Raw genomic sequence first — 13,191 nt, forward strand, 5'->3', positions numbered from 1 at the left:
CCAGCTGTCGATCGAACGTCGCGAACGTCGCGGCCGCCGCCCACGCGGACCCCTGGTCGACCGCGTGGACGCGCCGGACGCGCTCCCCTTTCTCGGGTGCCCGGAACAGCGCTCAGACGCCGTATCTCTCCGGTTTGGTGCTGCGCGACATGAACGCCAGCAGCGCCTCCTCCGGGCTCAGGTCGTGGTGCATCATCCCGACCACGGCCTCGGTGATCGGCATGTCGACGCCGTTGGCCCGGCCCAGCGCCAGAATCGACTCCGACGACTTGACGCCCTCGGCCGTCTGCCGGGTCGCCGCCACCGCCTCCTCCACGCTCATGCCGGACCCCAGCTTCTCGCCGAAGGTGCGGTTGCGCGAGAGCGAGGACGTGCAGGTGGCCACAAGGTCGCCCATCCCGGCGAGCCCTGCCAGCGTGTGCTCATCAGCACCGAGGGAGACCGCCAGCCGCACCGTCTCGGCCAGACCGCGCGTGATGAGCGACGCCTTGGCGTTGTCGCCGAACCCCATGCCGATGGCGACGCCGACGGCCAGCGCGATGACGTTCTTCACCGCGCCGCCCAGTTCCGCGCCGATCAGGTCGGTCGTGGTGTACGGCCGGAAGTAGGCCGCGTTGCACACCTTCTGCAGCCGCACGGTGGTCGGCTCGTGCGGGCAGGCGACGACGGCCGTCGCGGGCTCGCGCTGGGCGATCTCCCGGGCCAGGTTGGGGCCGGTGACGACGGCGATCTGCGCGGCGGGGAGCTCCAGCACCTCCGCGATGACCTCGCTCATCCGCCGCGACGTGCCGAGCTCGATGCCCTTCATCAGGCTGACGATGACCGCGTCGGCCGGGATGTGCTCACGCCAGGCGGCGAGGTTCTCCCGCAAGGACTGCGAGGGCACGGCGATCACGACGAAGTCGGCGCCGTGCAGGGCCTTGGCCGCCTCGGTCGTCGCGGTCAACTTCGGGTTCAGCTCGATACCCGGGAAGTAGTCGGGGTTCTCGGCACGCTGCCGGATCGCGTCGACCACACCCGCGCGTCGGCCCCACATCTCGACCTCGGCGACACCGGCGTCCGCGACCACGTTGGCGAACGCCGTACCCCATGAGCCGCAGCCCATGACGGCGACCTTCATCGTCTCTCCCATCCCTCGTACGTCCAGGTCGACTGCTGCGGCGACCTACGACGCGTCGTCGTTCTTGCCACCGCTGGTGGCGGTGTTCTCCGCCTGCTCCCGCTCATTCTTCTCGGGCGGCGTAGCGGGACCGGCCTCCTCCCGGGTGCCGTCGGGCGCGTCCGTCCCACCCTCGGTGACCCGCTCCTGGCGCGCCGCCTTGGGGTCGAAGGGGATCGCGGGCGGCTCCTCGCCCCGGATCTCCGCCTGCAGGACGGTGATGGCCCGCATGATGTCGGCGGTGGCGTCCTTCAGCAGCGACGACGTAATCGGCTCGCCCCGGTACTTGTCCAGGTCCACCGGCGGACCCGCCAGGTACTGGACCCGCTTGCGGGGGAAGGGCCGCACCTTCGTCGTGCCGTACCGCAGCAGCTCCTGCTCGCCCCAGTGGGCGACCGGGACGACGGGCACGCCCGCGGTCAGCGCCAGCCGCGCGACACCGGTCTTGGCGACCATCGGCCATTCGTTCGGGTCACGGGTGCAGGTGCCCTCGGGGTAGAAGATCACCGAGCAGCCGTCCTCGACCAGCGCCCTCTCCGCCTCCTGCAGTGCCTTGACCGCATCGGTGCTGCCCCGCTTCACGCCGATCTGGCCGGTGCTCCGCGCCACGAAGCCCACCACGGGGATGCGGAAGACGCTGTCCTTCGAGGTGAACGTCGGCCACCGGCGCCCCGCAACGTACAGGTAGTGCGCGACGGTCAGCGGATCGGCCAGAGAGAGGTGGTTGGAGGCGACGATCACACCGCCCTCACGCGGGATGTGGTGCTGCCCGCGCCAGTCGACCTTGGTGATGGCCGCCATGATCGGGCGGACGATACTGGCCACCACAAGCTTCACCCAACGCGATTCCCGTTGCTTTGCCACGGACTCCTCCGGATTCGACCCTGGGCACGGCGCGTCCAGGCGACGCGTGCCGACAGTGGGAGACGCCCGAAATGACCCCGGGCGCGCGGTCGCCCCAGTCTAGGCGGATATCACGATCGCCCACGTCGCACCCTCGGGGAACAGGCCTGGGCGGCGCTGTGTTGGGCATGGTCATACCCTTTCTACGTCCTAGCCGCCGTACGAGTCGAGAGGTGTCCGTGAGCACGAGCAGAGGCGGAGCGGACCACCGGTGGTCGCTCCTCGTCCCGGTGAAGCGCCTGGTCGGCGCCAAGACGCGGCTCGCGCGCCTGGCCGGACCGCACCGGGGCGACCTCGCGCTCGCCATCGCCTGCGACACGGTCATGGCGGCCGTGGAGTGCCCGGAGGTCGCGTCGGTGTTCGTCGTGACCGACGACGCTCGCGCCGCCGAGGCCCTGCGCGACCTGGGGGCGCACATCATCGCCGGTGAACCCGGAACCGGGTTGAACCCCGCGCTGGTGCACGGCGCGGCCGAAGCCGTACGGCGGGAGCCGGGGCAGGGGCTGTGCGCGCTCTCGGCGGACCTTCCGGCGCTGCGTCCTGCCGAGCTGGGTGCGGTACTGGCCGGGGCCGCGCGGCACGAGCGCGCGTTTCTCGCCGATGCGCCCGGGGTCGGCACGACGCTGTACACGGCGGCCCCCGGTGCGGACTTCGCCCCCGCGTTCGAGGGAGCGTCGCGGCGGCGCCACCTCGGCGCCGGCACCGTCGAGCTGACCCCCGCCGACGTGCCGACCGTACGCAGGGACGTCGACACCCCCGAGGACCTGCGCGAGGCCGTCGACCTCGGCGTCGGCCCGCACACCGCCAAGCTGCTGGATCTGGTGGGGCTGCTGGACGCGCCGCAGCGGTGACGGCGGTCGAGCGCGGGAGCCGCCCCGCCCCGGACATGGCGCTGCCCGGGTCTCATGGGAGACCCGGGCAGCGCCGTGAATGGTCAGGCCCGACGGGCCAGGGCCCTACTTGCCCTTGTTGACCCGCTCCTTGAAGTCAGCGCCAGCGCGGAACTTCGGAACCTTGCTCGCGGGACGTTGATGGTGGCCCGGTAGCGGGTTGCGGGCGGTGCGGGCGGCGCGGTCGGACTTCTCGAACACACCGAACCCAGTGATGGCGACCTTGTCGCCTTTGGCGACGGTCTTCTGGATGGTCTCCAAGATGGCGTTGACGGCCTCGTTGGCCGTCTTCTTGTCTCCCCCATCTCCTTGGAGACGGCGTCGATCAGGTCACGCTTGTTCATTGTTTCCTCCGGTTCCCCTTGCCCGCACGAAATTAGGGGACACACGGGCTCCAGCACAAACACCTAAGCCGGGAAATTCAGCGTGTCGGGGGGTCATCGACCTGCGGAGGAAGCTCGTCGAGCATCCGATCGAGACGTCGGGAGGCGCGAACTGGATCCCTTTTGACCGCTTCTGTAACCGTCAAAAGCCTACGAATAACCGGAATCCGGACGCCCTCGGGAAGCGCGTTGGCCCGCCGGTGGGCGTCCCGGAGTCGTTCGGCCAAATCCAGGTAAAATTCCGGCGCCTCGGCCGGATCCGCGTCGGATCCGGCCTCGACGCCGGGTCGCTCGGGCCCTAGGTCGTCACCGGGAGCCATGGGTTGCGCCGCTTCTCGAAGTCGTCGATCGCCTCGGTCTGCCGAAGGGTCAGGGCGATGTCGTCCAGCCCCTCGAGCAGCCGCCAACGCGTGTAGTCGTCGAGTTCGAACGTAACCGTGATTCCCGGCGCGCGCACCTCGCGCTCCACCAGGTCGACCGTGATCTCGGTCGCGTGGTCGGCCTCGACCAGCTCCCACAGCCGCTCGATGACCTCCTGCTCCAGCGCGACGGTGAGCAGCCCGCCCTTGAGCGAGTTCCCGCGGAAGATGTCGGCGAAGCGCGGCGCCAGCACGGCCTTGAAGCCGTAGTCCTGCAGCGCCCACACCGCGTGCTCGCGCGAGGAGCCGGTGCCGAAGTCGGGACCGGCGATCAGCACGGTGCCGCTGGCGAACTCCGGCTTGTTCAGCACGAACTCGGGGTCGTTGGCGCGCCAGGCGGCGAACAGGCCGTCCTCGAACCCGGTCCGGCTGACCCGCTTGAGGTAGACGGCGGGGATGATCTGGTCGGTGTCCACGTTGCTGGCGCGCAGCGGCACGGCGCGCCCGGTGTGGACGGTGAACTTCTCCATGGCGGTGTGGTCCCTCGTGTGTCGTCGGGGTCGAGCGGTGCGGTCTACAGGTCGGCCGGTGAGGACAGGGTGCCGCGGATCGCGGTCGCCGCGGCGACCAGCGGCGACACCAGGTGCGTGCGTCCGCCCTTGCCCTGCCGGCCCTCGAAGTTCCGGTTGGACGTCGACGCGCTGCGCTCGCCCGGCTTGAGCTGGTCGGGGTTCATCCCCAGGCACATCGAGCAGCCGGCCTCGCGCCACTCGGCCCCGGCGTTGGTGAAGACCTCGCCGAGGCCTTCGGCGTTGGCCTGCTCCTTGACCCGCATCGAGCCGGGGACGACCAGCATCCGCACGCCGTCGGCGACCCTGCGGCCCTTGATGACCTCGGCCGCGGCGCGCAGGTCCTCGATACGGCCGTTGGTGCAGGATCCGAGGAACACCGTGTCGACGGAGACCTCGCGCAGCGGCGTGCCGGGGGCCAGGTCCATGTAGGCCAGCGCCTTCTCGGCGGCGGCGCGCTCGGTGGCGTCCTCGATCTCCTCGGGGACCGGCACCGCGGCGTCCAGCGACGCACCCTGGCCCGGGTTGGTCCCCCAGGTGACGAACGGACTGAGCTCGGCGGCGTCGAGCACGACCTCGTGGTCGAAGACCGCGTCGTCGTCGGTGCGCAGGCTCTTCCAGTGCTCGACGGCGGCGTCCCACTGCGCCCCCTGCGGCGCGTGCGGGCGGCCCTTGATGTAGTCGAACGTGGTGTCGTCCGGGGCGATCATCCCGGCGCGGGCTCCCGCCTCGATCGACATGTTGCAGATGGTCATCCGGGCCTCCATCGACAGAGACCGGATGGCCTCGCCCCGGTACTCGATGACGTAGCCCTGGCCGCCGCCGGTGCCGATCCGGGCGATGACGGCGAGGATGATGTCCTTGGCGGTGACGCCCGGCTTCAGCGTGCCGTTGACGGTGACCGCCATGGTCTTGAACGGGGTCATCGGCAGCGTCTGGGTGGCCAGCACGTGCTCCACCTGGCTGGTGCCGATGCCGAACGCGAGCGCGCCGAACGCGCCGTGCGTACTGGTGTGGCTGTCGCCGCAGACGATGGTCATGCCCGGCTGGGTCAGGCCCAGCTGCGGGCCGACGACGTGCACGATGCCCTGGTCGATGTCGCCCATTGGGAACAGGCGGACCCCGAAGTCCTCGGCGTTGCGGCGCAGCGTCTCGATCTGGGTGCGCGAGACCTTGTCGGCGATCGGGCCGAGGATGTTCTCGGTCGGGACGTTGTGGTCCTCGGTCGCGATGGTGAGATCCGGGCGGCGCACGCGGCGACCGGCCAGCCGAAGCCCCTCGAAGGCCTGCGGGCTGGTGACCTCGTGCACGAGGTGCAGGTCGATGTACAGCAGGTCGGGTTCTCCCTCGGCACGTCGGACGACGTGCTCCTCCCAGACCTTCTCGGCCATCGTGCGAGCCATGTGCGACGCCTCCTAGCGTCTCGATGTTGCTGTTCCCGCGCTTCTCACCAGCGGGGCCGACGGTGGCGCCGGTGGCGCCCCTCCTCGCGCCCGACGCCCGCCTTGCGGGGTTCGAGCAAATTTGCATTCCAAATAGCGAGACGGCAATATCAAGCCATGGACAACTCTAGCTCATCCAGTGGCGTCGGTGTCCTGGACAAGACAATGTCCGTCCTCGACGCCCTGGAGTCCGGGCCGGCATCGCTCGCCCAGCTCGTGCAGATCACGGGATTGGCGCGCCCGACGGCGCACCGCCTGGCGGTCGCGCTCGAACGCCACCGCATGGTCACCCGCGACAGCCAGGGCCGCTTCATCCTCGGCCCGCGCCTGGGCGAGCTGTCCATCTCCACCGGCGAGGACCGCCTGCTGGCCGTCGCCACCCCGGTCCTGACCCAGCTGCGCGACCTGACGGGCGAGAGCGCCCAGCTCTACCGCCGCCAGGGGGATGTCCGCGTGTGCGTGGCCGCCTCCGAGCGCGCCAGCGGGCTGCGCGACACCGTGCCCGTCGGCAGCGAGCTCCCGATGAACGCGGGGTCGGCCGCGCAGATCCTGCTGGCCTGGGAGGACGGCGAGCGGATCCGGCGCAGCCTGCGCGGCGCGCGCTTCACCGCGGCGACGCTGTCGCAGGTGCGGCGGCGCCGGTGGGCGCAGAGCGTCGCGGAGCGCGAGCAGGGGGTCGCCTCGGTCTCCGCGCCGATCACCGGCCCCGGCGGCCGGGTGATCGCCGCCGTCTCAATATCCGGACCGATCGAACGCCTGAGCCGCTCGCCCGGCCGCCTGCACGCCCAGGCCGTGACCGCAGCGGCGGACAAGATCAACGAGGCGCTGCACAGCAACGAGGGCCAGGCGAGGTAGCAGGGGGGCGAGTAGCACCCGTCTGCCCTGAGATCGGCTGGGCGGCCTTGTCCGCCTGCATCTCCTCCGGCGCCCTGTGGGGAAAAGCGGCAGCCAGGGCGGAGGGGGCGGGCGCCGGTCCCCCACCGGGTGCGGCGGAGCCGCGATCGCGGCGTGCGGGGCTCCTCTCGCTTCGTGTGAAGGGCTTTCCGCGATGCGGGAGCACCATCCCGCCCCAGGCCTCCTCCGCCGATGATCATGGGGAGAGTTCCGATTCTGTCCGTTTTGCCGGAAGAATCGCCATGATCATCGCCGACAGGAGTGCGGACAGCGCTTTCCCACCCCTTGGGGCCACACGGCCCCACCCGGTGGCCGACAGGGAGCCCCACCCCCACCGGCCGTCGCTGCTGCTTTTCACCCAAGAACACCGGTCAGGTGAACGCCGACAAGGCCGCCCAGCAGACACCCACTCCCAGCCCCGCGCCTACGCGTCCGTCGGCACCCGCAGGATGCGGTCGTCGCCGGAGGCCGGTGACCCGCGGCCGTCGCGATTGCTCGTGCCGACCCAGAGCTCCGTACCGCCGGGAGCGGTGGTGACGGAACGCAGACGGCCGTAGCGCTCGACGTACAGCGCCTCCGGGTCCCCGACGGGGTCGTCGGCGTCGCCCGTGAGCGGGACCTTCCACAGCCGCTCCCCGCGCAGGGCGGCCACCCACAGCGCTCCTCCGGCGATCGCGCCCCCGCTCGGCGACGCCTCGGCGGGCCGCCAGACCACGACCGGCTCGGTGTAGCGGTCGTCGCCGCCGATGCCCTCCACCTCCGGCCATCCGTAGTTGTCGCCGGGCTCGATCACGTTGATCTCGTCGTAGGTGTCCTGGCCGAACTCGGTGGCGAACAGCCGCCCCTCGTCGTCCCAGGCCAGGCCCTGCACGTTGCGGTGGCCGTAGCTGTAGACGAGGTTGCCGAACGGGTTGTCGTCCGGTGCCTTCCCGTCGGGGGTCATCCGCAGGATCTTCCCGCCGAGCGAACCGGTGTCCTGCGCCGTCGACCCCTCGGTCGCATCCCCGGTCGACGCGTACAGCAGGCCGTCGGGGCCGAAGGCGATGCGCCCGCCGTTGTGGACGGCGGCCTTGGGGATGCCGTCGAGGACGACCTCGGGCTCCCCGAGACCGGAGTCCGCGGCATAGGACATGCGGAGGATGCGGTTGTCGTCGGCGGCGGTGACGTAGACGTAGATGGCGGGATCGGCCGGGTAGTGGGGGTGGACGGCGAGGCCGAGCAGCCCGCCCTCACCGCGCGGCGCGGCCGCGTCGACCGTGCCGACCTCGGTGACCTCGCCACCGGGCTCGACCCGGACGATCCGAGCCGAGTCACGTTCGGTGACGAGCGCCGCGCCATCGGGCAGGAATGCGATGTCCCACGGCACCTCCAGGTCCGTGGCGACGTCCACCGGCTCCGTGAGCTTCTCCCGCTCCTCCAGAGTGGCGGTCGGCCCACCCCCATCTGATGTTTCCGCTGGTCGTCCCGTATCGTCAGGACGTCCGGACTCGCCGTCGGCACACGCCGCGGCCAGCATCAGCGCCACCGCCATCACTGCGGCGCGCGAGCGGGTGCGATCGAAGGCGCAACGCATGCCCCTGTTGTGCCCCGCCCGCGCATGATCCTCACCCGATCCCCGCGCCCTCGAAACGGCTACCCAGGGTGAAAATCGCCCCCCACCCCTAGATCCTTGTTGACACTTTGTTTAACATGACGCCATGTCCCACACTACTGTGACGAACGCCACCGACATGGCGCGCTTCCGTGAGCTCCAACAGCTCGCCTACGCGGCCGCCGCATCGGTCGCGGCCACCCTCGAACCGGGGGTCACCGAACGCCAGGCGGCCCGCCGCATCCGCACCTGGCTGGAGGAGCGGGGCGTGCAGGACTGGTTCCACACCCCCTTCGCCTGGTTCGGCGACCGCACCGCCTTCCGGAACTTCCGGGTGCCCCTGCAGTTCTTCCCCACCGGCCGCCGCCTGGAGGAGGGCATGCCCTTCATCCTCGACTGCGCGCCGGTCCGGGACGGCTATGTCGCTGACATCGGCTTCGCGGGGTGCCTCGGCGACAACCCCGTGCACGACCGGCTGATGGACGACCTCGCCGCCTACCGCGACCTGATCGTCCGCGAGGTGCGCGCCCAGCGCCCGCTGCGCGAGATCTACCAGGAGGTCGACGCCCTGATCACCCGGCAGGGCTACGACAACCGGCACCAGGTCTACCCCGGCCGGGTCATCGCCCACCAGGTCGCCAAGGTGCACTCACGCCTGCCCAAGGCGATCGTCGCCGGGTTCGGGATCCGCTCGCTGCAGACCCTGTTCGGCGACCTCATCGTCGAACGCATGCACCACCGCTCCCCCCTGTGGGCCGACGGAAAGATCTCGCAGCACCCGGCGACGCCCGGCCTGTGGGCGGTGGAGCCGCACATCGGCTTCCGCGGCGTCGGCGTGAAGTTCGAGGAGATCCTCGTGGTGACCGAGGACGACGCGTACTGGTTGGACGACGACCTGCCGCACGTCCGCCGCTGGGCGGGCAGCCCAAGCGAGGCGAAACCGGTGGAGGCAGAACCGGTGGAGGCGGCGCCCGCGGAGGCGGCGGGCACGGACACGACCGCGGCACCGGCCGAGAAGAGGGATGCCACCCCATGAGTACCCCCCACGATGTCCAGCACGTGTGGACCGCCGACGGCCTGCGCTTGGCCGTCTACACCCACGGCGACCCCGCCGCCCCCACCGTGCTGTGCGTGCACGGCTACCCCGACAACGCGTCGGTCTGGGACGCCGTCGCCGAGCGGCTGGCCGACCGGTACCACGTCGTCACCTACGACGTGCGCGGCGCCGGGGCCTCGACCGCGCCGCGTGAGCGCTCCGGGTACCGGATGGAGCGGCTGGCCGACGACGTCGTCCGGGTGGCCGACGCCGTCAGCCCCGACCGGCCGGTGCACCTGCTCGCGCACGACTGGGGATCGCTCCAGTCCTGGCACGCCGTCACCGACGAGCGCCTCGCCTCCCGGTTCGCCTCCTACACCTCGATCTCCGGCCCGTGCCTGGACCACGTCGCGCACTGGATCCGCTCCGGCCTGCGCGCCGGAAACCCGGGGCGGCTGCTCAGCCAGAGCGCGCACTCCACCTACATCGGTTTCTTCCACCTGCCCGTGCTGCCCGAGCTGTCGTGGCTCACCGGCATCGGCGGGCTGGTGCTCGGCGCGGCCGAGCGGGTCGGCGAGTCCGGACGCCCGCGTGTACGCGCCCGGCGCGCGATGCGCGACTTCCTCAACGGCCTCGACCTCTACCGGGCCAACATGCGCGATCACCTGCGCAGCCCTGGCCGACGCCGCACCTCGGTCCCCGTCCAGGTCCTCGCCCCCACCCGCGAAGCCTTCATGCCCGACGGTGCGCAGACCGCCGCCGCGGAATGGGTCCCGGACTTCCGCTTCCACCGGCTCAACGGCGGCCACTGGGCGCCCCGCACCCGCCCCGATGTCGTCGCGCTGCGGGTGGGCGAGCTCATCGAGGAGGTCGAGAGCGGGCGCGCCCCCGCAACCCGCGCCACCCCGCGTCCGCGCCGGTTCGCCGGGCAGCTCGCGGTCGTCACCGGGGCGGGCGGCGGCATCGGCCGTGCCACCGCCTTCGAACTGGCTGAACAGGGTGCGCGGATCATCGCCGTCGACATCAACGAGGAGACGGCCGCGCGCACCGCCGAGCTCGCCTCCCTGCTCGGTCCCGGGGCCGCGTCCTACCGGCTCGACGTCGCCGACGGCGCGGCCATGGACCGCTTCGCCAAGTGGGTGCGTTCGGAACACGGGGTGCCCGACATCGTCGTCAACAACGCCGGGATCGGCATCGGCGGATCGTTCATCGGCACCACCCCCGCCGACTGGGAGCGCGCCATCGACGTCAACCTGTGGGGCGTCATCCACGGGTGCCGCGCGTTCGCCCCGATGATGGTGGAGAACGGCGGGGGCGGGCGGATCGTCAACACCGCGTCGGCCGCGGCCTACCTGCCTTCCCGCGCCTACCCCGCCTATGCCACCACCAAGGCGGCGGTGCTGATGCTGAGCCGCTGCCTGCGCGGCGAACTCGCCGACCACGACATCTTGGTCACCGCCGTGTGCCCCGGTGTCATCAACACCGGGATCATCGCCGCCACCCACTTCGCCGGGACCGACGACTGCGCCGCCACGGCCGCCAGGGAGCGCCTCGCGCGGCTCTACCGGATGCGCGGCTACACCCCGGAGCAGGCGGCACGGCGCATCGTGAACGCGGTCGACCGCGGCCCGGAGCTGCTGCCGATCACGAGCGAGGCCCACGGCGGCCTCCTGCTGTCCCGCCTGGCCCCGGGGGTGCTGCGCGCCGCCGCCAGGAAGGCGCCCCCAATCGAATAGCACGCCTGCCATCCCACCCGCCCGTCCGACCTTCCGAACCCCTCCGGAGGCCCTGCCATGACGCTCGAATCGACCTCACCCGGCGGTCCCGACCTCACCGCGCGGCCCGCCACGGACGCGGAGCCGCACGCGCCCGCCCCTGCTCCCGCTCCCGCTCCCGCCGACGAGCCGGACCACCTCGTCCTGCACCCCCGCGACGTGAACTTCGACTGGTCCGATCTGGACCTGCACTGGATCCCCGCCGAGCCGTTCGCCACGCACGTCATCAACGTGCTGCACCTGCTCCTGCCCGAAGGCGAGCGCTGGTTCGTCCAGGTCTTCAAGGAGGCGGTGCCGCTCATCCGCGACGAGAAACTGCGCGAGGAGGTGCTCGGCTTCATCGGTCAGGAGGCCGTCCACGCCGAGGCGCACGCCGGGGTGCTGGACCACATGGACGCCCACGGGCTCGATCCCGAGCCCTACGTCAGCCAGGTCGCCTGGATGTTCCGCAAACTGCTCGGCGACCGCGGCCTGACCGGCCCGCGCGCCTCGGCGTGGCTGCGGTCGCGGCTGGCCCTCATCGCCGGGATCGAGCACATGACGGCCGTTCTCGGCCAGTGGGTGCTCGACGCCAAGGCGCTGGACCGGGCGAAGGCCGACCCCACCATGCTCGACCTGCTGCGCTGGCACGGCGCTGAGGAGGTCGAGCACCGGGCCGTCGCGTTCGACCTGTTCGTGCACCTGGACGGCCGGTACAGCAAGCGGGCCCTCGCCATGGCCGTCTCCACGGTGACGCTGGGGGTGCTGTGGGTGCGCGGCGTGCGCTTCCTGATGGCCAACGACCCGGTGCTGCGGGGGGCGGTCAAGCCGCAGAAGCCGCGCTGGCGGGACATGCTGCGCAGCGGGCGGGTGGGGATCACCCCGAGCCTGTGGCACCTCGCGCGGTCGGTCCCGGGCTACTTCCGCCCCGGCTATCACCCCTCGCAGCACGGATCCACCAGCCAGGCGGTGGCCTATCTTGCCAGCTCACCGGCGGCCCGCGCCGCCGAGCACTGAGCACCGGGGCGCCGAGCGGCACAGCCCGCCCGCGCACGACGCAGCATCAGCGAGAACCAGGAAGACACATCCGACGTGAAGCACAGCGAAGAGAAGTACGCCGACCCGCCCTATCCGCGCGACCCGCGCGGGCGACCGGACCGGTTCTACCGGACCCTGGAGCGCCTCGTTCCGGCGCTGGAGCGGGTATCCGCGATGATCGGCACGGCGTCGCCGCCGTCCCCCGTCGACCGCGACCTGGAGGTCACCGTCGCGCGGATCGACCGGCCCGCCGAGGGCGTCGCCGCTCTGACCCTGAAGCCGGTCGGCGGCGCTCCCCTGCCCGCCTGGCAGCCGGGCTGTCACGTGGACGTCGTCCTACCGTCGGGACGCGTCCGCCAGTACTCCCTGTGCGGGGACCCGGCCGACCGCGGCCGGTACCGCATCGCGGTGCGGCGCATCCCGGACGGACGGGGATCGGGCGAGGTGCACGAGCTGGCCGACGGCGCCCGGCTGACGCTGCGGGGGCCGCGCAACGCCTTCCCGTTCGCCCGCTCCGAGCGCTACCTGTTCGTCGCCGGCGGCATCGGTATCACCCCGATCCTGCCGATGGTGCGCGCGGCGGCGCACCGCCGCGCGGAGTTCTGCTTCGTCTACACCGGGCGGTCCCGCGCCACCATGCCGTTCCTCGACGAGCTGCCGTCGGTCCCCGGTGGTGACTCCGGTTCACGGATCGACATCCGGCCGGACGACGAGCTCGGCCAACCCGACGCCGAGACTCTGGTCGGGGACGTCGCACCGGGCACGGCGGTGTATGTGTGCGGCCCTCCGCCGCTCATCGCGGCGGTGCGGAGCGCCCTTCCCGACCGCCCCGACATCCCCCTGTTCTGGGAGCGCTTCTCGCCGCCACCGATCGTCGACGGCACCGCGTTCGAGGTCGAACTGGCGCGCTCCGGCCAGGTGCTGCGGGTGCCCGCCGACCGCACCGCGCTGGACGTGATCTCCGACGTGCGGCCCGAGACCCCCTACTCCTGCCGCCAGGGCTTCTGCGGCACCTGCCGGGTGCGGCTGCTGTCCGGTCCGGCCGACCACCGCGACCGTCCGACCGGTGGTTCCTCGCGCCGGGAGGAGATCGCGATCTGCGTGTCCCGCAGCCAGGGCGGGCGGTTGCGCCTGGACATATGAAGCACGGGGTGGGGAACCCGGTGTCCGACA

General features: G+C 71.7%; 12 protein-coding genes and 1 pseudogene. 6 read left to right on the forward strand and 7 right to left on the reverse strand.

Features of this window, described 5'->3' with window-relative positions:
• Positions 1-112: 112 nt before the first annotated feature.
• Both CDO52_RS22355 and CDO52_RS22360 read right to left on the reverse strand, forming a co-directional pair.
• A complete protein-coding gene (locus CDO52_RS22355) occupies positions 113-1,120 on the reverse strand; it encodes an NAD(P)H-dependent glycerol-3-phosphate dehydrogenase (RefSeq protein WP_017620350.1) in 1,008 nt (335 codons plus the stop codon).
• 45 nt (positions 1,121-1,165) lie between these two features.
• Complete coding sequence (locus tag CDO52_RS22360; protein WP_083920010.1) at positions 1,166-2,023, reverse strand: lysophospholipid acyltransferase family protein; 858 nt, start codon at positions 2,021-2,023, stop codon at positions 1,166-1,168.
• Positions 2,024-2,235: 212 nt separating this feature from the next.
• On the opposite strand from CDO52_RS22360, the gene cofC reads away from it, so the two are divergent.
• Positions 2,236-2,913 carry a 2-phospho-L-lactate guanylyltransferase gene (cofC, locus tag CDO52_RS22365; protein WP_017620348.1) on the forward strand — a complete coding sequence of 226 codons (678 nt, stop codon included), beginning with the start codon at positions 2,236-2,238 and terminating at the stop codon, positions 2,911-2,913.
• A gap of 105 nt (positions 2,914-3,018) precedes the next feature.
• Here cofC and CDO52_RS22370 read toward each other — a convergent pair.
• From CDO52_RS22370 to leuC, 4 genes and pseudogenes are all read right to left on the reverse strand, one after another.
• Positions 3,019-3,296, reverse strand: a pseudogene (locus tag CDO52_RS22370) (HU family DNA-binding protein).
• A gap of 77 nt (positions 3,297-3,373) precedes the next feature.
• Positions 3,374-3,655, reverse strand: a complete 282-nt coding sequence (locus tag CDO52_RS29700) for an SCO5555 family protein (RefSeq protein ID WP_086003461.1) — start codon at positions 3,653-3,655, stop codon at positions 3,374-3,376.
• Positions 3,634-4,224, reverse strand: coding sequence for a 3-isopropylmalate dehydratase small subunit (gene leuD / locus CDO52_RS22380; RefSeq protein WP_017620346.1), 591 nt, complete (start codon positions 4,222-4,224; stop codon positions 3,634-3,636). The genes CDO52_RS29700 and leuD overlap by 22 nt, the downstream gene beginning before the upstream one ends.
• Positions 4,225-4,268: 44 nt before the next feature.
• Positions 4,269-5,666 carry a 3-isopropylmalate dehydratase large subunit gene (gene leuC / locus CDO52_RS22385; protein WP_017620345.1) on the reverse strand — a complete coding sequence of 466 codons (1,398 nt, stop codon included), beginning with the start codon at positions 5,664-5,666 and terminating at the stop codon, positions 4,269-4,271.
• Between the two features lie 204 nt (positions 5,667-5,870).
• Between leuC and CDO52_RS22390 the strand changes: the two genes are divergently transcribed.
• The gene (locus CDO52_RS22390; RefSeq protein WP_017620344.1) at positions 5,871-6,560 is read left to right on the forward strand and encodes an IclR family transcriptional regulator; all 690 of its coding nucleotides are present in this window, start codon (positions 5,871-5,873) and stop codon (positions 6,558-6,560) included.
• Between the two features lie 463 nt (positions 6,561-7,023).
• On the opposite strand, the gene CDO52_RS22395 is transcribed toward CDO52_RS22390, so the two are convergent.
• Positions 7,024-8,172, reverse strand: coding sequence for a PQQ-dependent sugar dehydrogenase (locus tag CDO52_RS22395; RefSeq protein WP_094932674.1), 1,149 nt, complete (start codon positions 8,170-8,172; stop codon positions 7,024-7,026).
• A 124-nt stretch (positions 8,173-8,296) separates the two neighbouring features.
• On the opposite strand from CDO52_RS22395, the gene CDO52_RS22400 reads away from it, so the two are divergent.
• The 4 genes from CDO52_RS22400 (at position 8,297) to CDO52_RS22415 (ending at position 13,161) form a co-directional block, all read left to right on the forward strand.
• Positions 8,297-9,226, forward strand: a complete 930-nt coding sequence (locus CDO52_RS22400; RefSeq protein WP_033301291.1) for a M24 family metallopeptidase — start codon at positions 8,297-8,299, stop codon at positions 9,224-9,226.
• Positions 9,223-10,962, forward strand: a complete 1,740-nt coding sequence (locus CDO52_RS22405; protein ID WP_094932675.1) for an SDR family oxidoreductase — start codon at positions 9,223-9,225, stop codon at positions 10,960-10,962. Before CDO52_RS22400 ends, CDO52_RS22405 begins: the two co-directional genes overlap by 4 nt.
• A gap of 57 nt (positions 10,963-11,019) precedes the next feature.
• Entirely contained in the window at positions 11,020-11,997 is a 978-nt protein-coding gene (locus CDO52_RS22410; RefSeq protein WP_017620339.1) for a metal-dependent hydrolase, read from the forward strand.
• Between the two features lie 75 nt (positions 11,998-12,072).
• Complete coding sequence (locus CDO52_RS22415) at positions 12,073-13,161, forward strand: PDR/VanB family oxidoreductase (RefSeq protein WP_094932676.1); 1,089 nt, start codon at positions 12,073-12,075, stop codon at positions 13,159-13,161.
• The last annotated feature ends 30 nt before the right edge of the window (positions 13,162-13,191 follow it).

The sequence above is a fragment of the Nocardiopsis gilva YIM 90087 genome, assembly GCF_002263495.1.
GTDB classification, from domain to species: Bacteria; Actinomycetota; Actinomycetes; order Streptosporangiales; family Streptosporangiaceae; genus Nocardiopsis_C; species Nocardiopsis_C gilva.